Raw genomic sequence first — 22,584 nt, 5'->3', positions numbered from 1 at the left:
CAACTATAGTCTAACAGGCCGTTTCGTGGCCCATGCGACACGTTGAAACTTGGCATGGAAAAATGCCCGGCGATGGCCTATTTTGCAGGCAGGACATCCTTGCCCAGATGGAACACAGAGCCAAAATGCACCAGCCGCTCGTCGCCATATCGACAGACGTCCGTCAGTTCGACAACTACACCTGGCATGCCGCCCCACAACAATATCTGGAAGCGGCGATCACAGGCGCCGGCGTGTTTCCGGTGCTGGTGCCATCGTTCGGCGACCGGCTCGATTTCGACGAACTTCTGTCGTCGGTCGACGGCGTCATGGTCACCGGCTCGAAATCCAATGTGCATCCCTCGCTCTATGGCGGCGACGCCAGCGAAGCCAATGGCCCCTATGATCCGGCGCGCGACGCCACGACGCTGCCGCTGATCCGGCGGGCGATCGAACGCGGCGTGCCGCTGCTCGCCATCTGCCGCGGCATCCAGGAATTGAACGTGGCGCTGGGCGGCACGCTCGGCACCGAGATCCAGGAGCGCGAGGGCTCGCTCGACCACCGCGCGCCGGTGAGCGACAAGCAGGACGAACGCTTCGCCATCCACCAGACCATTTCGATCAAACCTGACAGTTGCCTGGCCGGCGTGTTCGGTGCCGGCGACATCAAGGTCAATTCGTTGCACCGCCAGGCGATCGACCGGCTGGGCTCGAAGCTGCAGGTCGAGGCCGTCGCCACCGACGGGACGGTCGAGGCGGTTTCGGTGCGCGACGCCCGCGCCTTCGCCGTCGGCGTGCAATGGCACCCGGAATACTGGGTCAAGTCGGACAGCAATTCGGTGAAGATATTCCGTGCCTTCGGCGATGCGGTTCGGCTGCACGCCGCAGCGAAGGCTGGCGCGCGGGCCGCAGCGGAATAATCAGTCGCCAGATTTCTTGTTACCGGTGGCCGCCAGCGACAGCAGCGGCAGCGCCGGGGCATAGGATTCGTAGCCGTCGCCATCGGCAGCCGCGAAGGTGACGATTGGATCGGTGCCATTGGCGCTGAAGGCGACCGTGCCGTCGTTTTGCTCGCGCCAGAACTTCGCCCGCTCGATGCCGGGCAGCAGCCGGCGGCAGTTCGCTGCCACTGTCAACAGTGACAGGCCATCCGAGATCGAAGCGCCACGCCTCACCGCGCAATCCCCCTCGTCGCCATTGGCAACCAGCCTGTACGTGTTGGACGGCGCGGCTTCATTGGCGACGCTTTCCCCATTGCCGTCATGAAACAGTTGAACGCCGCCAACCAGGGCTGCGGCTGCGATTAATGCGGAAAGCACTTTCATCATTCTCATCCATGCACGAGGACAGGATGAAGAATGATTTCAAAGGGTTAAGCCGGCGTTAATAAATGTGGCAAACTGCCGTCGGCACCGCGAACAAGGCTTACATTCCGTAGTCAGGGACCGCGACTAGTTTATATCAAAACTTGTAGCTGAAGCCGACGCGGACAGCCTGGGTCTTTACATCGGTCGGATAATTGAAGCCGCTATCGGTCGCCGGATTGTCGGTGAAGGTGCCGAAATCACTGTAGCGATACTCGACGCGCGTCGTCCAGTTTTGCGTGAAGGCATATTCGAGACCGGCGCCCAAGGTCCACCCGGCCTTGGTATTGGACGAGTCGTCGGTCGTTCCACCATCGTCGTACTTGGTATCGAAGTGAGCAACCGCGAGACCGCCAGTCGCGTACAACAGGGCCGGTCCCATCGCGTAGCCAAGGCGTGCTCGTAAAGAACCCTGGACGTCGATTTTGGTTTTGATGGTGCCAGCAAACTCGGAATCTACTGAGCCGCTCGCTCCTGAGCCCTCGATATCGCCTTCGACGCCGAGAACATATGAACCGAATGCCTGATTGTAGCCGAGGTGAATGCCGCCGAGCACGCCGTTGGATTTCCACGAATCGGACCAATCGGAAACGCCATTTCCTATCTCTGAATCATGGCTGTCGACATCTCCCCAGCCATACCCGATCTGAGCGCCGACATAGGCGCCGGTCCAGTCGTAGGCGACGGGAGCAGAGACGAGCGCATCGGCAGCGAAAGCGCTGCCTGAAACGACGACAAGCATTGCCGATGCAAGAAGAAGAGTTTTCACGTAGCGCCCCGCTCGTTGGTTGTCGGCAAAATACCTTGCTTCAGCCGCGTATCAAGCGCGGATCAGGGTGCCGAGGTGTCAGAAGCGCCGATTTCCGACCTATGGTTGCAGATCAGCCACGTTTCGCCGCCTATTGCGGCCTACCTTGCTAGATCCTGGCCTTCACATTCACCGTCTCGGGCACCGGGGTCAGCGGACGGCGCTCGGTGAACCAGGACACCAGATTGTCGACGCACAGATCCGCCATGGCGCGGCGAGTGTGGTCCGAGGCCGAGCCGACATGCGGCAGCAGCGAGGTGTTGGGCGCATCGAGCAGCGCCTTGGGCACGTTCGGTTCGTCGGCAAAGACGTCGAGGCCGGCGGCGGCGATGCTGCCGGTGGCGAGGGCTGCCGCAAGCGCTGCCTCGTCGACCGTGCTGCCGCGACCGATGTTGACGAAGACGCCATTGGCGCCAAGCGCCGACAGGATTTCGGCATTGACCGCCTTCTCCGTCGAGGCGCCCCCCGGCGCGACCGAAATCAGCGTATCGACGGCTTCGGCAAGCCCTTTCAGGGTCGCATGGTACTGGTAGGAAAGACCTTCGACACGGCGCCGGTTGTGGTAGGCGACCGGCAAGCCAAAAGCTTCCAGACGCCGGGCGATGGCCTGCCCGATGCGGCCCATGCCAAAAATACCCACACTGCGCCCGCGCAAGGTCAGCCGGCTCAGCGGATAGTTGCCCTTGCGCACCCAGCTGCCGTCGCGCAGCCAGGTTTCGGCGCGCGGCAGGTCGCGGATGGTGTTGATCAATAGGCCGATGGCGGTGTCGGCGACCTCCTCGGTCAACACGTCGGGCGTGTTGGTGACCATGATGTTCTTCGCTCGGGCATGGCCGACATCGACCGAATCATAGCCGACGCCGAAGGAGGCGATGAGCTCGAGGTTGGGCAGTGCATCCATCATCGCCGCGTTGATGCCGGCGAACGAAGCGATGCCGCGCACATCACTGCGCATCTCGTCGGTGACGAGCGCCGGATCGGCGCGTTCGATTCTGACACGCCTGAACGTGCGGTTGATGCGGTCGACCGCATGGTCGTTGAAATCACCCGGCACCAGGATGGCGACGGATTGCAGCTGTTCGGCCTTGGTCATGCACGCTCCACCGGCTTGCCGGTCGACTGACGCACATGCAGTTCCGGCTTGATCAATTCCTGAGAGGGCCGCACCGTCTGGCCGTTGAGCTTGTCGAGCAGCGCGCTGGCGGCGCGGCGGCCAACCTCGCGCTGGCCGTTCCAGACGGTGGTCAGCGCCGGCGTCGCGATCGCCGCCTCTTCGAGGTCGTCATAGCCGGTGACGGAGATGTCGACGCCGGGCACAAGGCCGGCACGGGCAATGCCGTTCATCAGGCCGATGGCGACAAGGTCGTTCCAGCAGCAGGCAGCCGTCGGTCTGTCCTTCAGCGCCAGGAACTGTCCGGCGGCCTCGAAGCCGGCCTGCTTGGTGCGCGGGCCGGCGATGCGCCATGACGGCCTGACTTCCAGGCCGGCCGCCTCCATCGCGTTGACATAGCCCTGGTAGCGGTCACGGCCGGTCGAGGTCTGGTCGGTGCCGCCGATCATGGCGATGCGCTTGTGGCCGAGCGAGATCAGGTGGTTGGTGGCAAGGCCTGTCCCATAAGAGTCGTCGCCGCGAAAGACCGGCACATCGGCACCCTCGACGGTGCGCGCGATCAGCACCGCGGGGAGGCCGTTCTCCTCGGCCATCACGATGTCGGAAGCCGGCGTGCCAATGGCCGGCGACATGATCACGCCGTCGGCGCCGAGCTGCAAAAGCGTATCGATGAAGGTGCGCTGCTTTTCGAGCTGATCATAGTGATTGGACAGGATGAAGGTCTGCCGGCTGCGGTCGAGCTCGCTTTCGATCGAGCGCAGTATCTCGGCGAAGAACGGGTTCATGATGTCGTGGACGACGACGCCGACAATACCGGAACGCGAGGTGCGCAGGCTGGCGGCGCGACGGTTGTAGATATAGCCGATGGCGCGGGCATGTTCCTTGATGCGGTCGCGGGTGGTGCCGGCAACTAGAGGGCTGTCGCGCAGCGCCAGCGAGACCGTGGCCGTGGACACGCCGAGCGCATCCGCGATCGTCGAAAGCTTGATTTTTTGTGCCAGCGACGTGTGCTCCCCGGATCTGAATTTCCAGACCTAAACTGTTTAAAGGCGGCGTTATGCCATCGATCGGGGGCAAATCAAAGTTTTTTTGCCAGCGCTTCGGCCTCGACATCCGAGGCCGCGCGGCTCCGCAGCCGAAGCCGATGCTCGCGATGGACGATGTAGAGGCCGCTGGCGACGATGATGGCGGCGCCGACCAATGTCCAGCGATCGGGAAACTGCTTGAAGACGATCCATCCCGAAATGATCATCCACACCATCTGCGAATAGGGATAAGGCGCCAATGCTGTGGTTGTCGCCAGCCGGTAGGCCTGGACCAGCAGCCAGTGGCCGACGCCGCCGAACACGCCGAGCATAAGCAGCACGAACCAGTGCCAGCCGTCATGCGGCAGGGAAAACGAAAACGGCAGCAAGGGCAACAGCAGCAGCGCCGGCGCCAGCGCCGAAAACAGGATAAGGCTTTCCGACGTCTCGGTCGCCGACATGCGGCGCGTCATGATGACGTAGAAGCAGTTCGACAGCATCGAGCCGAGCGCAAAGAGGTGTCCGACGCCGAAAACGCCGACGCCCGGCCGGGTGATGATGAGGACGCCGGCAAAGGCCGTCAGAATGGCCAGCCAGCGCCGCCAGCCTGCCCACTCGCCAAGCAGCGGACCGGCCAGCGCCGTGATCACCATCGGCCCGAAGAAATAGATCGAGGTTGTCTCGGCCAGTTGCAGGGATTTAAGCGCCAGGACATTGAATATGGTCGATCCGAACAGGAACGCCCCTCGCAAGATATGCGCCGGCAGGTTGACCGGACGAAACCGCACCGGTTCGCGCCAGCCGCGCAGCAGCGTGCCGACCAGCACGACATGCACGGCAAAGCGCACCCAAGCAACGATCAGCACGGAGACGCCGGCGAGGACGAGGTATTTGCTTGATGTGTCGAGGAAGGTGAAGCAGACATAGGTGGAAAGCATGCACAGGATCGCCACCGGCGGTGTCGCGCTTTCTACATGTCTTTGGGGAGCACTCACTTGCAGGCCGGGTGGGAAGCTGGGCTGGAGCCCACCTTTGCGGGAATTGCCGGCTCCCGGCAAGCCAATTGTCGGCTATCGCCACGCCAAAGCCGGCTGGCATAACAAAGTGTCGGCGGTAGGCTTAGTCGATACCTTTGAAAGCTACGGGTGCATACGGGCGCCCTTGGTGATCTTGTCGACCAGCTTCTTGTCGGCGCGAAGTGCAATGCCGACCACCTTGGCGTCTTCAGGCGCGAATTCGGCGAAGACGGCGCGGTTGGCCGCGTCAAAGCCGGTCGCGAACATCTCCTCGACATAGAGCGAGGTGGTCACGCCGCGCTCCAGCGTGCGCCGGTGGATGGTGCCCAGCGTCGCCTGGTCGGCCGACAAAACGATGACCGGCTGGATCGACAGCGGGTTGTAGAGATTGCCGGCGCGGTCGCGATAGGGTTCGCCGATGATGTCGGGAAACTGGGCGACGATGCCGCTGGTCAGGAAGGCGGTGACGTTGAGTTTCTGCCAGACAGGCAGATCCTCCCGGAGCACGATTGCAAATTTCGTATCGAACATGAGAAAATAGGCCATTCGAGGTTGCGCCCCGGTTTCGGGACTGAAGGAGACGATGTCGCACGATCTAGACAGCCAGGCCCTCAGGGGTCTTGGACGTTTGTGCGTCGATGCGGCGGAAAACTGCATCATCTCCGCCCCCGATCCCGCCGGCATGGAGCGGATCGAGGCGCGCTTCCATGGCAGCGCTTTCGACCTGCATCGCCACGACACCTACTCGATCGGGGTGACGCTGCACGGAGTGCAGACGTTTCGCTATCTCGGCGCTGCGCGCCACAGCCTGCCCGGCCAGATCATCGTGCTGCATCCAGACGAGTTGCACGACGGCGGTGCCGGCACCGAGGACGGCCTGCGCTACCGAATGCTCTATCTGGAGCCGTCGCTGATGCTCGATTGCCTTGGCGGCGCTTCGCTGCCTTTTGTCAGGGATGGCGTGGTGACGGACGCGGCCTTTTGCGCAACGCTGCTTTCGGCGCTGGGGCCGCTGGAGCAGGAACTCGACGAGTTGTTCGTCGACGACTTCCTGCCCCAACTGATGCAAAGCCTGACCCGGCATGGCGGCCAGCCGGCGAAGCCGATGACCAGGACGGCATGGCGGGCGGCTGCACTGGCGCGCGACTATCTCACGGAAAACCTGACCCGGCCGGTCCGTTCCGGCGAACTGGAAGCGATAACCGGGCTCGACCGCTATGCCTTGTCACGGCATTTCCGCGCCGCTTTCTCCACCAGTCCGCATCGCTTCCTGGTGATGCGCCGGCTTCAGCGCGCGCGGCGGATGATCGCCGCCGGCGAACCGTTGGCGCAGATCGCGGTCGAAGCCGGCTTCAGCGACCAGAGCCATTTCATCAGGCAATTCAAGAAGGCGTTCGGCATGACACCGGGACGCTGGTCGTCGCTGATCCAGGGCTCTGCCGCGGCGGCGGCTTGATCGCCTGCCGCGACAATCTGCCGGGTCAGTCGTCCGACTCGGCGTCGTCGTCGATGAGCACCAGTTCCTCGTTCGAGAGGTTGGCCTCGATGCGGGCAAGCAGTTTGAACAGCGACTTCTGGTCCTTCTTGTCGAGGCCCTTCAGCGCCTGCTTTTCGGTCTTCTTCACCGATTTCTCGATGGCGTGGATGATGTCGCGGCCTGTATCGGTGAGGAAGATATGGGCCTGGCGGGCATCGGCCTCAGAGGCGCGCTTCTCCAGGAAACCCTGGGCCTGCAGCCGGTTGATGGTCTTGGTGATCGTCGGCGGGCGCACGCCGAGACGTCCGGCAAGATTGCCCGGCGTCTGGCCGTCCTCACGGTCGAGCGCCAGCATGATCTGGTCCTGGCCGGCATAGAAGCCGTGCGCCAGAAGCCGGGCAGCCAGCGCCGTTCTTGCCAGCCTTGCCGCGGAATGCAGCCGGCTCATTGTCGCAGTCTTGTCCGCCTTGGCCATGGTCTTCCCTCTTCGGCCGTACCGGTGGGGGCAGCATAGAGGCAGCCGGCCGGTTGGCAATCGACGATCAAAAAGATTCCGGTGCTTCAAACAGCTTTGCCGGCAAGCATTGTGGTGTCCGCCGTGGCTAATGCCAGATGTTTATTTCAGTTAGATGACAAACGAATTCCCAGCCTGAGTTTTCGTCGCGAGCAGGGTGAGCGAGGGAATGTCGCTCAGCCGGACTTCACCGCGATGATCATCAGCGCCTGATAGGCATCCTCCATTTCGCGCAGTGCGGCCTGCGACTGCGGCCCGGCCTGCCTGGCGATGCCGTCCGCGGCATTCGAGGTGTCGCGCTTGCCTGGCCGGTCGTTGTAGGGCGCGACAGCGGTGAATATTTGCTCGCTGAGGCTGTCGGGGAAGAACAACTGGCCTGTCATCACCGAACTGTCGCCAGGGAAGACCTTGAAATGGACATGGGTGGTGCGGCCGCGATACCAGCCGGGATAGATGGTGGCGAAGGAAACGATGCCGTTTGCATCGGTCTTCTGCCAGCCGCGCAGGAAGGTCTGGCCCGACGTGTCGACGTCGCGGCCGTCACCCTGTCTGGGATAGCCGGAATAGGCGCCCTGCGCGTCGCAATGCCAGATGTCGACTCGAGCGCCGGCCAGCGGGCGGCAGGCCGCGTCGACGACCTGCAGCCGGACGTTGAGGTCTATGCCCTTCTTGCCTTCGGTGACATCGGCACGTTCGAGTTTGGGGTCGAAATAGAACGGCCCCTCGGTCACTTCAGGCGTAATGGCGCAGACGCCGGCGCCGGTTTCGAACAGAGCCAGTCCGGCATAGGGTGAAGCCTGGGCAGCCGAAGATTGGGCGGCCATTGCCGAGGCGGGCAGGAAGGTACCACCGCCGGCGGTGACGGCGATCAAGCCGAGCGCCTGGCGCCGGCTCAATGAGAAGGAGGATGGCTTGCCGGACATATCTTGCCTCTCGAATTGGCTCCCGCATCCCGCTCTAGGCAATCGCGGCGGCTCTCGCCAGTCAAAATCCGATCATGTCGCAAGCCGGTTTGGCCCATCGGTTTGCCCCGTGCAAAAATCCGGCACACATCCTATATGGAACCAACAATCCCTTTTCGAGGCCGGATTTTTCGCGGCCCAGCACCTTCGAGGCAAGCCATGAGCGACGCACAGACGCAGATCCCCGTAACCGTTCTCACCGGCTATCTCGGCGCCGGCAAGACGACACTGCTCAACCGCATCCTGTCGGAAAACCACGGCAAGCGCTACGCTGTCATCGTCAACGAGTTTGGCGAAATCGGCATCGACAACGACCTGATCGTGGAATCCGACGAGGAAATCTACGAGATGAACAATGGCTGCGTCTGCTGCACGGTGCGCGGCGACCTGATCCGCGTCGTGGAGGGCCTGATGCGCCGCCCCGGCCGCTTCGACGCCATCGTCGTCGAGACCACCGGGCTCGCCGATCCGGTGCCGGTGGCGCAAACCTTCTTCATGGACGACGACGTGCGCTCCAAGACCAGGCTTGACGCGGTGGTGGCGCTGGTCGACGCCAAGCCCCTGCCGCTGCGGCTCAAGGATTCCAGGGAGGCCGAGGACCAGATCGCCTTTGCCGACGTCGTCGTGCTCAACAAGACCGACCTCGTCACATCAGAAGAGCTCGCCAAGGTCGAGGCGACGATCCGCGCCATCAATCCGGCGGCAAAGATCCACCGCACGACGCGAGCCGGCGTCGACCTGACCGAAGTGCTCGACCGCGGCGCCTTCGACCTGTCAAGGGCACTGGAAAACGATCCGCACTTCCTCGAGGCGCATGAGGATCACCACCATCACGACCACGATCATGACGGCCACGATCATCACCATCATGATCATGACGGGCACCACCATCACGACCATGCGTCCGACATCCATGACGTGACGGTACAGTCGGTGTCGCTGCGCGGCGGCGAGATGGACCCGAAGAAGTTCTTCCCGTGGATCGAGAAAATCACCCAGATGGAAGGCCCCAACATCCTGCGGCTGAAGGGCATCATCGCGCTCAAGGGCGATGATGAGCGCTATGTCATACAAGGCGTGCACATGATCATCGAGGGCGACCACCAGCGCGCCTGGAAAGACGGCGAAAAGCACGAGAGCCGGCTGGTGTTCATCGGCAGGGAACTCGACGCCGAGCGGCTGAGAAAGAGTTTTGACGCCTGTCAGGCCTGATTGTTTCAGCGGGGAAACAGGTGATGCCTAGGTCTACACATAGCAACGTTGAGCACGATACGTCGGAGGCAGTGGAGGTGTCTGCTCTCGTTTTTGCGCGTGTCCTCGATCTGGTGCAGCGTCCACCCATGCCCAACGCCAAGCTGCGCAAAGTGATAGCGGCGTTGCCAAACACGCTGTGAGGTTGCACCCATAGCGTGTTGAGTCGATCGCGGAACGGCGCGATCGGATATCCATCGATGACAGTTCTTACGATTGCCAGCACGCTTGCCGGAGTGGGAAACGTCGAGTAAGCCCTCAGCCAACTTCAAATCTCATCCAATTGAACAACATGCCCACAGTCGCTCCGCTTGATCTCGAAGGCCACTGCATCGCCGCCGTCTTTCTCGGCGACGTGCCGCATTTCGCGTTGGCCGACGGCACTGTTCATCGGCTCGACCATGGCCACAAGATGGTTCAGGCCAATGACGGGCTGCTCGCCGCCTTCCACGATGCGGCCAATGACCGGCTGATCACCGGCGGCGAGGACGGCAAGGTTTTCGCCGTCACTGCGGGCGGTAATGCCAGCGAATTGGCAAGCGCGGCCAAGAAGTGGATCACCAGCGTTGCCGCCGGGCCGCAAGGCGCCATCGCCTATGCCTCAGGCAAGACCGCCTTCGTGCGCTTTGCCGACGGCAAGACCAGGGAGTTCGTCCATCCGCGCTCGGTCGAGGGGCTGGCCTTCTCGCCCAAGGGCATGCGCTTCGGCGTTGCCCGCTACAATGGCGCGACGCTGCATTTCCCGGCCGCCGAGGGCAAGCCGGTGGAACTCGAATGGGCCGGCGCCCACACCGGCATCACCTTCTCGCCGGATGGGGCCTTCCTCGTCACCACCATGCAGGAAAACGCGCTGCACGGTTGGAAGCTCGCCGACGGCAAGCACATGCGCATGACCGGCTATCCCGGCAAGGTGAAAAGCCTGTCGTGGAGCGTGAAGGGCAAGTGGCTGGCGAGTTCCGGCGCTCCGGCGGCGATCGTCTGGCCGTTTTCAGGCAAGGATGGCCCAATGGGCAAGGCGCCGCTGGAACTCGGCACGCGCGGCAACGCCATGGTGACGGCTGTCGCCTGCCATCCGAGCCAGGATGTCGTCGCCGTCGGCTATGATGACGGCATGGTGATGGCGGTGCGTTTTGCCGACGCCAAGGAAGTGCTGTTGCGGCGACCAGGCAAGGGCGCCGTCACCTCGATGATGTGGGACAAGGAAGAACGCCGCGTCGCCTTCGGCAGCGCGGCCGGCGATTGCGGCGTCATCGACATCACGGCCTGACCCCGCTCACTCCGCTCCGCACGACACTTTGCCGCTGATTTCGACCGGTTTGCCGTCCTGGTCCGTATCCGCCGCAGCGTCGTAGATGGAGAGCGTATAGCTCCCGTCGTAGACGCCTTCGTCGCTGGTCTTGGTCAGGATCGTCAGTTCGACCGAGTTGATCTTTTGCGCGGCCTCGTGCTCACGATAGATGTTCAGCCGCAATTCCTTGCCGTCGAGCCAGTACTGCGTCAGGTTGGAATCCTCGAACACGGTCTTGCGCAGGCTGTCGCCGGCAGGCCGGCTCAGAATTTCGAGGTTGCCGCGAAAGTTGAAAGTCGGCCCGCCCATGCCTCTGGTGACGCCGGCTTCGACCTCGAATGTCGCCGCGGCGTCCTCGGTGGAGCACCAGATGCCACCCGACGCGAAGGCGGCGCCAGCCGACGACAGCAGCACTCCCACACACATGATCGTTCGCATTTCGCCCCTCCACCTCAACTCCCGCTCATATTGGCGCTGACTTCGGCAGCACGGTCAAGCGCCGCTGCCAAAGGCTGAGCCAACGCAGGACAGATGCGCGGCCAATTGCGGATGCGGACACGGATTGGCTAAGAGGGATCGACCAGAGGGGTTTTCATGCACAGCGATATGTCCAAGACGTCCATCGGCGGCATCGGCCGCGACCGCATTGCCGAGTTGCGCGAGACCGAGGGGGCAGCTTTCCGCAAGGCGCGGCCGCAATCGCAGGCAAAGGTCGGCAACGGCCTGCCCGGCTTCTTCGGCGGCGTGCCCATGCACTGGATGAACGACTGGCCGACGCCGTTCCCGATCCTGGTCGACAGCGCCAGGGGCGCGACGATCACCGATATCGACGGAAACAAACTCGACGATTTCTGCCTTGGAGACACCGGCTCGATGTTCGGTCATTCGCCGCCGCCGGTGGCACGCGCCATCCGCCGCCAGGCCGGGCGCGGCCTTACCTATATGCTGCCTTCGGAAGATGCGCTCGCCATCGGGCCGCTGCTGCAACAGCGTTTCGGCCTGCCTTTCTGGCAGATCGCGACGACGGCGACCGATGCCAACCGCTTTGCGCTGCGTGTTGCCCGCGCCGTCACCGGCCGGGAAAAGATCCTTGTCTTCAACGGCTGCTATCACGGCTCGGTCGACGAGACGATGGTACGGCTGATCGACGGCAAGCCCGTCAACCGGCCGGGATTGGCCGGAGAGTTCCGCGACCTGACCCGCACGGCCAAGGTCATCGAGTTCAACGATATCTCAGCACTCGAAGCCGCGCTTAGGGATAAGGACGTCGCCTGCGTCATCGCCGAGCCGGTGCTGACCAACTCCTGCATGGTGCTTGCCGACCCGGGTTACCATGACGCGCTGCGCAAACTGACGCGCCAAGCCGGCACACTGCTTCTGATCGACGAAACGCATACGATCTCGACCGGCCCTGGCGGCTACACCAGGAAGTATGGGCTGGAGCCGGACTTCTTCGTGCTGGGCAAGCCGATCGCCGGCGGCGTGCCGGCCAGTGTCTGGGGCATGAGCGACGACGTTGCCTCACGCTACGCGGACTACAACAGGACCAAGGAGCCGGGCTATTCCGGCATGGGCACGACGCTCTCGGCCAACCCGCTGCAGTTCGCGGCGATGCGCGCCACGCTCGAAGAGGTGATGACGCAGGAAAACTACGACCGCATGGATCATCTGGCGCGGCGGCTCGATGCCGGGCTGACCGGCGTGATCGATCGCTACCGCTTGCCCTGGCATGTTTCGCGCGTCGGCGCTCGTGTCGAGTTTATCTGCGCGCCCGGCCCGTTGAGGAATGGCGCCGAGGCGGAAACAGCGCATGCACCGGAACTGGAGGCCGCCATCCATGTCGCGCTGGTCAATCGCGGCGTGCTGATCGCACCCTTCCACAACATGATGCTGATCTCGCCGGCGACGTCAGGTGCCCAGGTCAACCGGCTGATCAGCGCTTTTGGCGCGGTTGCGGCAAAGCTTGCGGCATGAGACAAGCGGCGATGGAACACCCTAATGCCATGATGACCTCACCTTCGGGCTCGACATCAGCCGAGGCGCAAGCCTTTCTCGACGCCCATCCCGAAATCGAGGCCTTCGATATCGTGCTGACCGATGCCAATGGCGTCGGCCGTGGCAAGATCGTGCGCCGGCATGAGCTGAAGAGCATCTTCGAGGGCGGCCGCCACATGCCGATCTCGATCCTCGGCCTCGACATCACCGGCGAGGATGTGCACGAGACCGGGCTGATCTGGACGACCGGGGACGGCGACCTCAGGGCCTGGCCGATCCCCGGCACGCTGGTGCCGCTCTATGGCACGAGCCCGCCGCGCGGCCAGTTGCTGATGGCGATGTACATGCTCGACGGCCGGCCGATGTCGTCGGATCCGCGGCTTGCGCTTGCGCGGCAAGTCGACATCCTCGCGGCCAAGGGTCTCTATCCGGCCGGCGCCTTCGAACTCGAATTTTTTCTGCTGGCCAACGAGCGCGACGCCGACGGCAAGGTGCAGCCGGCGCGCGCTGTGCTCGACGGCCGTATCTCGGGCAAGACGGAAGTCTATTCCGTCGACCATCTGCACGGCATGGAGCCGCTGTTTTCCGACATCTATGCGGCGGCCAAGGCACAAGGCATTCCCGCCGAAACGGTGATTTCCGAATATGCGCCCGGCCAGTACGAATTGACGCTGAACTACCGCAAGGACGTGATGCGGGCGGCCGACGATCTGGTCATGCTGAAGCGCCTGGTACGGGCGCAGGCGCGCCGCCACGGCGTCACCGCCTGTTTCATGGCCAAGCCGATCGAGAAATATGCCGGCTCGGGCATGCATTTCCACGTTTCGCTGCAGGACAAGGCCGGCCGAAACGTGTTTGCAGAAGCCGGCGGCGAGAGCTGGTCGCTGCCGCTGCTGCAAGGGCTCGGCGGCTTGATCCAGACTATGGCGGAATCGATGCTGGTGTTTGCACCGCACGCCAATTCGTGGCGGCGCTTCGTTTCGCAATCCTATGCGCCGGTGGCGCCGACCTGGGGCGTCAACAACCGCTCGGTGGCGCTGCGCGTGCCGGCCGGCGACGCCAAGAACCGGCGCATCGAGCACCGGCCGTCCGGCGTCGACGCCAACCCTTATCTGATCGCCGCGACCGTGCTCGCCGGTATCATCAAGGGCATGGATGAAGGCCTCGATCCGGGACCCGAAACGACCGGCAACGGCTATGAGGCCGCGGTCACGCGCACCACCATGCCTGTCGACTGGCGCGCCGCGATCGAAGCGGCGCGGACGTCCAGCTTCCTGAAGAAGGCGCTCGGCGAAGACCTGCACCGCACCTTCGTGGCGATCAAGCAGTCCGAGTACCTGCGTGTGGCACGCACGGTCAGCGAACTGGATTACCACCTCTATCTGCACGAGGTTTGATGGATTCATGATGGGCGGCGATCACTTTTTCGCCGCGTCCATCAAATGAGGTGGCGCAGCTCCTCACAAGAACATATCATGAACTAATGAGCGCACTCACCGTCCGTGAAAAACTGGCGATCCTCTCCGATGCCGCCAAATACGATGCGTCCTGCGCCTCATCGGGTGCGGCGAAAAAGGATTCGCTGAGATCCGGCGGCATCGGTTCCACCGAGGGCATGGGCATCTGCCATTCCTATGCGCCCGACGGCCGCTGCATTTCGCTGCTCAAGATCCTTCTCACCAATTTCTGCATCTACGATTGCAGCTATTGCGTCAACCGATCGTCGTCCAATGTGCGGCGCGCACGCTTCAGCATCGACGAGGTGGTGAAGGTGACCATGGATTTCTACAGGCGCAACTATATCGAAGGCCTGTTCCTGTCCTCCGGCGTCGTCCGCTCACCGGACGAGACCATGGGCGAGATGGTCGAGGTGGCGCGCCGGCTGCGGCTGGAGGAGAAATTCTCCGGCTATATCCATCTGAAGACCATACCTGAAAGCTCGGCAGAGCTGGTCGAGAAGGCCGGTCTCTATGCCGACCGGCTGTCGATCAACGTCGAACTGCCGACCGACGAGGGTGTGAAGCGGCTGGCGCCCGAGAAGAAGCCGGAGACAATCCGGCTTTCCATGGCCAGGCTGCGCCAGAAGATGGAGGAGAAGGCCGAGCCGACTTTGAAGACCAAGAAGCGCGAACGCTTTGCGCCGGGTGGGCAGTCGACGCAGATGATCATCGGCGCCGACAAGACATCCGACGACGGCATCCTTCACACCAGCGCGCGGCTCTATGGCAGCTATCATCTGCGGCGGGTCTATTACTCGGCCTTCAGCCCGATTCCGGATTCGTCATCGTCGCTGCCCCTGCAGAAGCCGCCGCTGATGCGCGAGCACCGGCTTTATCAGGCCGACTGGCTGATGCGCTTCTATGGGTTCTCGCAGCCGGAAATCCTGGCCGGCAGCAGCGACGGCATGCTCGACCTTGCCATCGACCCGAAACTCGCCTGGGCGCTGCGCAACCGGGGGCAGTTTCCGGTCGACATCAACCGCGCCGACCGCGAGGCGCTGCTGCGGGTGCCGGGTCTCGGCACCAAGGTGGTGGCGAAGATTTTGGAGACGCGCCGGCACCGGCGCATGCGGCTCGAGGACGTCGGACGGATCTGCCTGTCGGTCGCCAAGCTCAGGCCCTTCATCATCGCCGAAGGCTGGTCACCTGGTGCGCTGACCGACAAGGCCGGCCTGCGCGACAAGATCGCCCACTCCTGCGAACAATTGTCGTTGTTCTGATCATGCGGCCGGCGGAACTCCATCTCGCCAGATACAGAGTTCGGCTCGACGGCGAGACGGATTTTGCCGGCTGGCGTGACGCGGCACGGCGGCTCGCCCTGAATGAGGTCAGGCCCGAGGACGTCGACTGGCATGTCGCGCCGGGCTCTGATCAGGCAGAATTGCCTGAAGTGCCTGCGGGCGCGCAGCTCGTCGTGCCGCGCGACTTCGTCGGGCATGCCGAAACGGCGTTCTGCCATTCCGATCCCGGCCGGTTTGCCTTTCTCTACCGAATGCTTTGGCGATTGCGCGACGAGCCTAAACTGCTGGAAATCGCGTCCGATCCCGACACCAGGCGGCTCGAGGCCATGGAAAAGGCGGTGCGGCGCGACAGCCACAAGATGCACGCCTTCGTACGCTTCCGGAAAATCGGCGACGGTGCCGATGAGCGATATGTCGCCTGGTTCGAGCCGGATCATTTCATCGTCGAGCGAAACGCCGATTTCTTCGTCAGACGCTTCACCGGCATGCGCTGGACGATCCTGACGCCCCATGCCTCTGCCGACTGGGATGGGGAAAGGCTGGCTATCGGGCCGGGCGCGGCCAAGGGCGATGCGCCTGATCAAGACGACACCGAGGCGCTCTGGCGCACCTATTTCGAGAACATCTTCAATCCGGCGCGATTGAAGGTGAAGGCCATGCAAAAGGAGATGCCAAAGAAATATTGGCGGAACCTTCCCGAGGCCTCGCTCATTCCAGACATGATCGCAGGAGCGGACAAGGCCGCCAAGGACATGATTGCGAAGATGCCGACAACACCCGCGCCGCACCACGCAAAGGTGCAGGCACGGCATTGGCCGAAGCAGCCCGCCGAAGCACCGGAAGATGATGCAAGCACGATTGCCGAATTGCGCGAGGCAGCGAAAGGCTGCCGCCGCTGCCCGCTGTGGCGCGACGCGACGCAGACCGTCTTCGGTGAAGGCCCTGACAATGCCAAGGTGATCTTCGTCGGCGAACAGCCGGGGGATCAGGAGGACCTCGCCGGCAAACCTTTCATTGGTCCGGCCGGCAAGGTGTTCGATGCGATCCTGGACGATGCCGGTGTCGATCGGCAAAAGGTCTATGTCACCAACGCGGTCAAGCACTTCAAGTTCGAGCCGCGCGGCAAGCGCCGCATCCACTCCAAGCCGAATTCCGGTGAGATTCAGGCCTGCCGCTGGTGGATCGACCAAGAATTCGAGCTGATCAAGCCGAACCTGGCCGTGGCACTCGGCGCGACAGCGGCGATGTCGCTGCTCGGCAAGGCGATCCCGGTGACAAAGATGCGGGGCCAAGTGATCGAGCGCGAGGATGGATTGCGCGTGTTCATCACCATCCATCCCTCCTTCATCCTGCGCATCCGCGAACCCGCGGACAAGGAGGCTGAACGCGAACGGTTCCTGCAGGATATGAAGCTGGTGAAGCGGCTGATGGCCGCGTGATCAGTCTGTTTTGCGCAATTCCGGACGGAAAACCGCTTCACACTTTTCCTGGAGTTGCTTCAGCTACCTGATCAGGATCGCCCTGAGATCGTTGACATTCGTACCGGTCGGGCCGGGTACGAAGAGATCGCCAACCGCGTTGAAGGCCGTCCAGGCATTGTTGCCGGCAAGCATAGCCTTGGCGTCAACCCCGGCTGTGCGCATGCGTGATACGGTCGAGCCATCTGCAAAGGCGCCGGCATTGTCTTCCGAACCGTCTATGCCATCGGTGTCGGCGGCCAGTGCGTGGATGCCGTCGACGCCATTGATGCCGATGGCGAAGGCGAGCAGGAACTCCGAGTTGCGGCCGCCCTTGCCTTTTGCGCGCAGCGTCACGGTTGTCTCGCCGCCCGACAGGATCAGCACCGGCTTTTGAAATGGCCGGTTGCGGGTCGCCACTTCGCGCGCGATCGCGGCATGGACGCCGCCAACCTCGCGCGCCTCGCCTTCGATGGCATCGGAGAGGATGATGGCTTCGACGCCTTGCCGTTTCGCTTCCGCAGCAGCCGCTTCGAGCGACACGCCGGCAGAGGCGATCAGATGCACTTCGTTGCGCGAAAAGCGCTCGTCATCCGGGCTTGGCGCATCGGCGGCCGGCGAATTGATATGCGCCATCACCGAGGCCGGCAGTTTCATGCCATAGGCCGATATCGAGCCCAGCGCGTCGGCGCGGCTGCCCGTATCCGGTACGGTTGGGCCGGAGGCGACCATTGCCGGATTGTCGCCGGGAATGTCGGAGACGATCAGCGACACCACCCTGGCCGGCCATGCGGCCGCTGCCAGCCTGCCGCCCTTGATGGTGGAAAGGTGCTTGCGGATGGTGTTCATCGCCGCGATCGGCGCACCCGAGGCGAGCAGCGCCTCATTGACGGCGATCTCGTCGGCCAGCGTCAAGCCGCCGGCGGGCGACGGCAACAGCGCCGAGCCACCGCCGGAAATGAGCGCCACGACCAGATCGTCCGCCGTCAACCCCTGGACCTTGGCGAGCAGACGCCGCGAGGCTTCGAGCCCGGCGGCGTCCGGCACCGGATGCGCCGCCTCGATGATCTCGATGCGCTCGCAGGTCGCGCCATAGCCATAGCGGGTGACGACCAGCCCTTCGATGGGGCCGTCCCACACCTTCTCGAACGCCGCCGCCATCTGCGCAGAGCCTTTTCCCGCGCCGATGACTATGGTGCGGCCCTTGGGCTTGGCCGGCAGATGATCCCTGATGGTTCTTTCCGGATCGGCGGCGGCGACGGCGGCGTTGAAGATAGAAGTGAGGAAGGCCTTGGGGTCGAGCACGGTCATTCGGTTTCCCGAGGCAATGCCAGCCCGCGCTTGTCGACGCCCAAATGATCGCACAGCGCATCGACCACGACGCCATGATCCTCGCGCTCCGGCAGTCCGGAGACGGCGATCACACCAATGACGCCGGCGCCCTTGACCGTCACCGGAAAGCCGCCGCCAGCCAGCACGTAGTCCAAAATGTCGAGGCCCTCGCCAACCTTGAAGGTGCGATCGGAGCGCTGCTGTTCCAGAACCATGCGATAGGTGCTTTTCAGAAACCGTTTGACGACATTGATCTTGCGCCGTGCCCAGTCCGGATTGGAAGCGTTCGAACCGGGCATCGCGGCGTAGAAGAGCGGCCGGTCGAAGGTCCTGATGTCGACGATAACAGGCAGGTTCTCGGCGAGCGCACGGTCGCGGATGGCTGAACCGATCTTGAAAGCAACGGCCTCGTCGAAGGCTGGAAAGACAAGGGTCTCTTCCTGTCTCTTGATCAGAGCGATGTCGTCAGCAACGGCCATGTCGTTCCCCCTGTCAACTTCGCCGCACGCTTTGACCGATGGCTGCCGCCGGGTCAAGCAAGGAACACGTCCGAGCGTCTAAACTGCCATGTCAGCCTTGGCTGGCCGCCCCGCCACATAAACCTCGCGGACAGTGCGGTCGTCACCCAGCGTTTGCAGGAGAAACAGTTCCTGCGCCAGCGTCTCGACCGTTTCCATCCTGAGCCGCATCGCCGGCGTTGCCCTGGCGTCCAGCACGACGATGTCGGCATCGCTGCCTTCATCCAGCGTGCCGATCTTTTCCGCCACCGACAGCGCCTCGGCATTGCCACGCGTCATCTGCCAGAAGGACTGGAACGGGTTGAGCTTCTCGCCGTTCAGCGCGATCACCTTGTAACCTTCGTCCATGGTGCGCAGCATCGAATAATTGGTGCCGCCGCCGACATCGGTGGCGGCGGCGATGCGGATCGGCTTTTCGCGGCGACGAAAGCGCTGATAGTCGAACAGGCCGGAACCGAGGAACAGGTTCGAGGTCGGGCAGAACACCGCCACCGAGCCACTGTCGGAAAGCGCATCCGCTTCGCGCTCCGACAAATGGATGCAGTGCCCGAACAGGCTCTTTTTCCCCAACAGCCCGTAGCGCTCGTAAACGTCGGTATAGTCGCGCGACCACGGATAGAGTTGCTGCGTGAAGGCGATCTCGGCGAAGTTTTCCGACAGATGCGTCTGCATGTGCAGGTCGGGATGTTCGCGGCACAGCGTCCCGGCCATCTCCATCTGCTCCGGCGACGAGGTGATGGCGAAGCGCGGCGTGACGGCATAAAGCTGCCGCCCCTTGCCGTGCCATTCCTTGATCAGCGCCTTTGTGTCGTCATAACCGGATTGCGGTGTGTCGAGCACGCCGTCGGGCGCATTGCGATCCATCATCACCTTGCCGGCGATGTTGAGCATGTTGCGGTCATGCGACTCGGCAAAGAAGGCCTCGGCCGAAGCCTTGTGCACCGAGCAGTAGGCGGCAACCGTCGTGGTGCCATGGCGCACCATTTCGTCGAGGAACAGCCGCGCGATGCGGCGGCCGTGCTGGGCGTTGGCGAACTTCGTTTCTTCCGGAAAAGTGTAGGTGTTGAGCCAGTCGAGCAGTTCGGCGCCATAGGAGGCGATGATCTGCATCTGCGGGAAATGCACATGCGCGTCGATGAAGCCGGGCAGCAAAAGATGCGGCCGATGGTCGATTCTCGTCACCGCCTCGCCGGCCTGCTTTTCAACATCGGCATAGGTGCCGGCGGCGACGATCCGGCCGTCGCGGATCAGCAGGCCGCCATCCTCTTCGTAGCGCCAGGCGGAATGGTCGTCGATGGTTTGCGGCCAGCGCACAAAGGACAGCGTGCGGCCGCGCAGAAGTGTCGAGGTCATGCTATTTCCCTGCGCCTTCGAACCAGGCCACCAGCAGCGCCCGCTCCTTGTCCGTAATCTGGCTAACGTTTGCGGGCGGCATGGCGTGGCTGCGCCCGGCCTGCAGATAGATTTCGCGGGCGTGGTTGGCGATATCGGCATCGGTATCGAGCATCACGCCCTTGGGCGCATGGTAGATTCCCTCGTAGACCGGCTCCGCCGCATGGCACATGGAGCAGCGGCCGAGCACGGTGTCGCGCACCGCCGGGAAATGTGCCGAGGCGATATAGACCTGCGCCGCGGCCGACTCCCTGGGCTCGCCGGTCAGCACTTTCGGCGCGGTCGACAGCCAGATGATGATGATGAACAGGACAAGCGCCGCCATCCAGGTCCAGGTCGGGTTGCCCTTGCGGGCATGGATGGAGTTGAAATAATGCCGGATCAGCACGCCGATGATGAACACCAGCGAGGCGATGACCCAGTTGAACTCAGTGCCGAACGCCAGCGGATAGTGGTTCGACAGCATCAAGAACAGCACCGGCAGCGTCAGATAATTGTTGTGCAGGGAGCGCTGCTTGGCGATCTTGCCGTATTTCGGATCGGGCTTGCGGCCCGCGATGAGGTCGGCGACGACGATCTTCTGGTTGGGGATGATGACCATGAAGACATTGGCCGACATGATCGTGGCGGTGATGGCGCCCAGATGCAGGAAGGCGGCACGCCCGGTGAACAGGTGCGTCAGCCCCCAGGCGATGAACACCAGCACGCAGTAGAGCACCAGCATCAGCCCGGTGTCGCTCTTGCCCAGCGGCGAGCGGCACAGAAGATCATAGACCACCCAGCCGACGCCGATGGTTGCCAGCGACAGCAGGATGCCTGTAGGCACCGACATCGGCAGCACGTTGGGATCGATCAGGAACAGATCGGCTCCGGCATAATAGACGACGCACAGCATGGCGAAACCGGACAGCCAGGTGGCGTAGGATTCCCATTTGAACCAGGTCAGGTGCTCGGGCATCTCGGCTGGCGCCACCAGATATTTCTGGATGTGGTAGAAGCCGCCGCCATGCACCTGCCATTCCTCGCCGAAGGCGCCGACGGGCATGCCGGGGCGCTGGCGCAGGCCGAGATCGAGCGCGACGAAATAGAACGACGAGCCGATCCAGGCGATGCCGGTGACGACGTGCAGCCAGCGCACGGCGAAGCTCAGCCAGTCCCAGAAAATCGCGAAATCCATCATTGACGTCGTCCCTGCCGATGACGCGACTTTACGGTGTCGTGCGCAAACGAAAAGAGGCGAGGTGTACGATGACTTTCAAAAAAAAATGGAAAATACTAGTGTAGTCACACACAGCAGGATGGGAGCCGCCCGAAGGCGGCCTCAGGAAAGCCACAGAGCCGCATGGCCTATCTCGACAACATTGCCGTCTTCGTTCGCGTCGTCGAACTCGGCAATCTGTCGGCGGCCGGGCGCGACATGCGCATTTCGCCGGCGGTCGCTTCCAACCGCATCAAGGAACTGGAGAAGCACCTTGGCGTGCGGCTGTTCAACCGCACCACACGGCAGTTGATGCCGACCGAGCATGGCACGGTTTTCTACGGCGGCGCCAAGCAGGTCCTGGAGGCGATCACCGAGGCCGAAGCCGCGGTCTCGGCGCTTTCCGGCCAGCCGCGCGGCACCATCCGCGTCACCGCCCCCTTGGGGCTCGGGCGACGGCTGGTGGCTTCGGGCATTCCCGATTTTCACGACAAATACCCTGACATCGAGGTGCGGCTGAGGCTCTCGGACCACAATGTCGACATCATGAAAGAAGGCATCGATGTCGCCTTCCGGCTCGGCATCATCGAGGATTCCAGCCTCAGGATGCGCGGCATCATGGAATGCGAGCGCGTGCTGGTGGCGGCGCCGAAATACCTGGAGGCGCGCGGCGAACCGATTGAGCCGCAGGAGCTGATTGGCAAGAAGCACGACTGCCTGATGCTGCGTTATTCCGGCGCGCGCGAATATGTGTGGACGCTGCAGACCCCCACAGGCCCGCAGAAATTCGAGGTGCACGGGCCCTACGACACCGACGATGGCGACGTGCTGACCGGCTGGGCGCTTTCGGGGCGCGGTATCATCAACAAGCCGCGCTTCGAGGTCGAGCCGTTCATCCGCGACCGGCGGCTAAAGGTGATTCTAAGCAGCACGCCGCCGACACCGGTGCAGTTCGCCGCCGTCTATCCACACAAGAAGCTGCAGGATCCAAAAGTGCGGCTGCTGCTCGACTTCATGGCCGAACGCTGCCAGCGGCTGATCAACGATCTGCTTGCTGGCAAATAATGCTGGCCGAATAATGCTGGCCGGCAAGTGACCGGCGTTTGGCACAGCGCCAACGGTTGCCATCCCTGGATGTGATGAACATAGTTCCAGTG

General features: G+C 63.0%; 22 protein-coding genes. 9 read left to right on the top strand and 13 right to left on the bottom strand.

Going from position 1 to position 22,584, the window contains the following annotated elements; genetic code table 11:
• Positions 1–125 precede the first annotated feature (125 nt).
• Positions 126–899, top strand: a complete 774-nt coding sequence (locus EOA16_RS18455) for a gamma-glutamyl-gamma-aminobutyrate hydrolase family protein (RefSeq protein ID WP_127259555.1) — start codon at positions 126–128, stop codon at positions 897–899.
• Here EOA16_RS18455 and EOA16_RS18450 read toward each other — a convergent pair whose 3' ends face one another.
• From EOA16_RS18450 to EOA16_RS18425, 6 genes are all read right to left on the bottom strand, one after another.
• A complete protein-coding gene (locus EOA16_RS18450) occupies positions 900–1,304 on the bottom strand; it encodes a hypothetical protein (RefSeq protein ID WP_164754311.1) in 405 nt (134 codons plus the stop codon).
• Between the two features lie 136 nt (positions 1,305–1,440).
• A complete protein-coding gene (locus EOA16_RS18445) occupies positions 1,441–2,112 on the bottom strand; it encodes an outer membrane protein (protein WP_127259553.1) in 672 nt (223 codons plus the stop codon).
• Positions 2,113–2,260: 148 nt separating this feature from the next.
• Positions 2,261–3,244: a 2-hydroxyacid dehydrogenase gene (locus tag EOA16_RS18440; protein ID WP_127259552.1), complete on the bottom strand. Its 984-nt coding sequence runs from the start codon at positions 3,242–3,244 to the stop codon at positions 2,261–2,263.
• Positions 3,241–4,263, bottom strand: a complete 1,023-nt coding sequence (locus EOA16_RS18435) for a LacI family DNA-binding transcriptional regulator (protein ID WP_127259551.1) — start codon at positions 4,261–4,263, stop codon at positions 3,241–3,243. Before EOA16_RS18435 ends, EOA16_RS18440 begins: the two co-directional genes overlap by 4 nt.
• A 77-nt stretch (positions 4,264–4,340) precedes the next feature.
• The gene (locus EOA16_RS18430) at positions 4,341–5,225 is read right to left on the bottom strand and encodes a DMT family transporter (RefSeq protein WP_164754310.1); all 885 of its coding nucleotides are present in this window, start codon (positions 5,223–5,225) and stop codon (positions 4,341–4,343) included.
• A gap of 201 nt (positions 5,226–5,426) precedes the next feature.
• On the bottom strand, positions 5,427–5,834 hold the full coding sequence (locus EOA16_RS18425; RefSeq protein ID WP_127259587.1) for a DUF2000 family protein: 408 nt from the start codon (positions 5,832–5,834) through the stop codon (positions 5,427–5,429).
• Between the two features lie 52 nt (positions 5,835–5,886).
• On the opposite strand from EOA16_RS18425, the gene EOA16_RS18420 reads away from it, so the two are divergent.
• Positions 5,887–6,759 (top strand): AraC family transcriptional regulator, encoded by an 873-nt coding sequence (locus EOA16_RS18420; protein ID WP_127259549.1) that lies wholly within the window; start codon positions 5,887–5,889, stop codon positions 6,757–6,759.
• A 25-nt stretch (positions 6,760–6,784) separates the two neighbouring features.
• Here the strand turns inward: EOA16_RS18420 and EOA16_RS18415 are convergent, their stop codons facing one another.
• Positions 6,785–7,255 carry a MarR family winged helix-turn-helix transcriptional regulator gene (locus EOA16_RS18415; protein ID WP_013528223.1) on the bottom strand — a complete coding sequence of 157 codons (471 nt, stop codon included), beginning with the start codon at positions 7,253–7,255 and terminating at the stop codon, positions 6,785–6,787.
• 215 nt (positions 7,256–7,470) lie between these two features.
• Complete coding sequence (locus EOA16_RS18410; protein WP_127259548.1) at positions 7,471–8,217, bottom strand: intradiol ring-cleavage dioxygenase; 747 nt, start codon at positions 8,215–8,217, stop codon at positions 7,471–7,473.
• Positions 8,218–8,415: 198 nt separating this feature from the next.
• Here EOA16_RS18410 and EOA16_RS18405 point away from each other — a divergent pair, with 198 nt between their 5' ends.
• Positions 8,416–9,468 carry a GTP-binding protein gene (locus tag EOA16_RS18405; RefSeq protein ID WP_127259547.1) on the top strand — a complete coding sequence of 351 codons (1,053 nt, stop codon included), beginning with the start codon at positions 8,416–8,418 and terminating at the stop codon, positions 9,466–9,468.
• Positions 9,469–9,799: 331 nt separating this feature from the next.
• A complete protein-coding gene (locus EOA16_RS18400) occupies positions 9,800–10,774 on the top strand; it encodes a WD40 repeat domain-containing protein (protein ID WP_127259546.1) in 975 nt (324 codons plus the stop codon).
• 6 nt (positions 10,775–10,780) lie between these two features.
• Here the strand turns inward: EOA16_RS18400 and EOA16_RS18395 are convergent, their stop codons facing one another.
• Entirely contained in the window at positions 10,781–11,233 is a 453-nt protein-coding gene (locus EOA16_RS18395) for a hypothetical protein (protein ID WP_127259545.1), read from the bottom strand.
• Positions 11,234–11,389: 156 nt separating this feature from the next.
• On the opposite strand from EOA16_RS18395, the gene EOA16_RS18390 reads away from it, so the two are divergent.
• The 4 genes from EOA16_RS18390 (at position 11,390) to EOA16_RS18375 (ending at position 16,969) form a co-directional block, all read left to right on the top strand.
• Positions 11,390–12,769, top strand: coding sequence for an aspartate aminotransferase family protein (locus EOA16_RS18390; protein WP_127259544.1), 1,380 nt, complete (start codon positions 11,390–11,392; stop codon positions 12,767–12,769).
• 32 nt (positions 12,770–12,801) lie between these two features.
• Positions 12,802–14,187 (top strand): glutamine synthetase family protein, encoded by a 1,386-nt coding sequence (locus EOA16_RS18385; RefSeq protein WP_164754316.1) that lies wholly within the window; start codon positions 12,802–12,804, stop codon positions 14,185–14,187.
• An 86-nt stretch (positions 14,188–14,273) separates the two neighbouring features.
• Positions 14,274–15,509 carry a putative DNA modification/repair radical SAM protein gene (locus EOA16_RS18380; protein WP_127259542.1) on the top strand — a complete coding sequence of 412 codons (1,236 nt, stop codon included), beginning with the start codon at positions 14,274–14,276 and terminating at the stop codon, positions 15,507–15,509.
• Positions 15,510–15,511: 2 nt separating this feature from the next.
• The gene (locus EOA16_RS18375; protein ID WP_127259541.1) at positions 15,512–16,969 is read left to right on the top strand and encodes a UdgX family uracil-DNA binding protein; all 1,458 of its coding nucleotides are present in this window, start codon (positions 15,512–15,514) and stop codon (positions 16,967–16,969) included.
• A gap of 63 nt (positions 16,970–17,032) precedes the next feature.
• Here the strand turns inward: EOA16_RS18375 and EOA16_RS18370 are convergent, their stop codons facing one another.
• The 4 genes from EOA16_RS18370 to EOA16_RS18355 all read right to left on the bottom strand — a co-directional run bounded on the left by EOA16_RS18370 (position 17,033) and on the right by EOA16_RS18355 (position 21,409).
• Positions 17,033–18,298 carry a glycerate kinase gene (locus EOA16_RS18370; protein WP_127259540.1) on the bottom strand — a complete coding sequence of 422 codons (1,266 nt, stop codon included), beginning with the start codon at positions 18,296–18,298 and terminating at the stop codon, positions 17,033–17,035.
• Complete coding sequence (locus EOA16_RS18365) at positions 18,295–18,798, bottom strand: heme-degrading domain-containing protein (RefSeq protein ID WP_127259539.1); 504 nt, start codon at positions 18,796–18,798, stop codon at positions 18,295–18,297. Before EOA16_RS18365 ends, EOA16_RS18370 begins: the two co-directional genes overlap by 4 nt.
• A 78-nt stretch (positions 18,799–18,876) precedes the next feature.
• The gene (gene guaD / locus EOA16_RS18360) at positions 18,877–20,190 is read right to left on the bottom strand and encodes a guanine deaminase (RefSeq protein WP_127259538.1); all 1,314 of its coding nucleotides are present in this window, start codon (positions 20,188–20,190) and stop codon (positions 18,877–18,879) included.
• A gap of 1 nt (position 20,191) precedes the next feature.
• The gene (locus EOA16_RS18355; RefSeq protein WP_127259537.1) at positions 20,192–21,409 is read right to left on the bottom strand and encodes a urate hydroxylase PuuD; all 1,218 of its coding nucleotides are present in this window, start codon (positions 21,407–21,409) and stop codon (positions 20,192–20,194) included.
• A 162-nt stretch (positions 21,410–21,571) separates the two neighbouring features.
• Between EOA16_RS18355 and EOA16_RS18350 the strand changes: the two genes are divergently transcribed.
• Positions 21,572–22,492, top strand: a complete 921-nt coding sequence (locus EOA16_RS18350) for a LysR family transcriptional regulator (protein WP_027039874.1) — start codon at positions 21,572–21,574, stop codon at positions 22,490–22,492.
• Positions 22,493–22,584: the final 92 nt, after the last annotated feature.

Source organism: Mesorhizobium sp. M7A.F.Ca.US.008.03.1.1, from assembly GCF_003997495.1.
In the GTDB taxonomy this organism is placed as follows: Bacteria; Pseudomonadota; Alphaproteobacteria; order Rhizobiales; family Rhizobiaceae; genus Mesorhizobium.
Note: the sequence above shows the minus strand (reverse complement) of the source record. Positions and strands in the feature narration are given on the sequence as shown.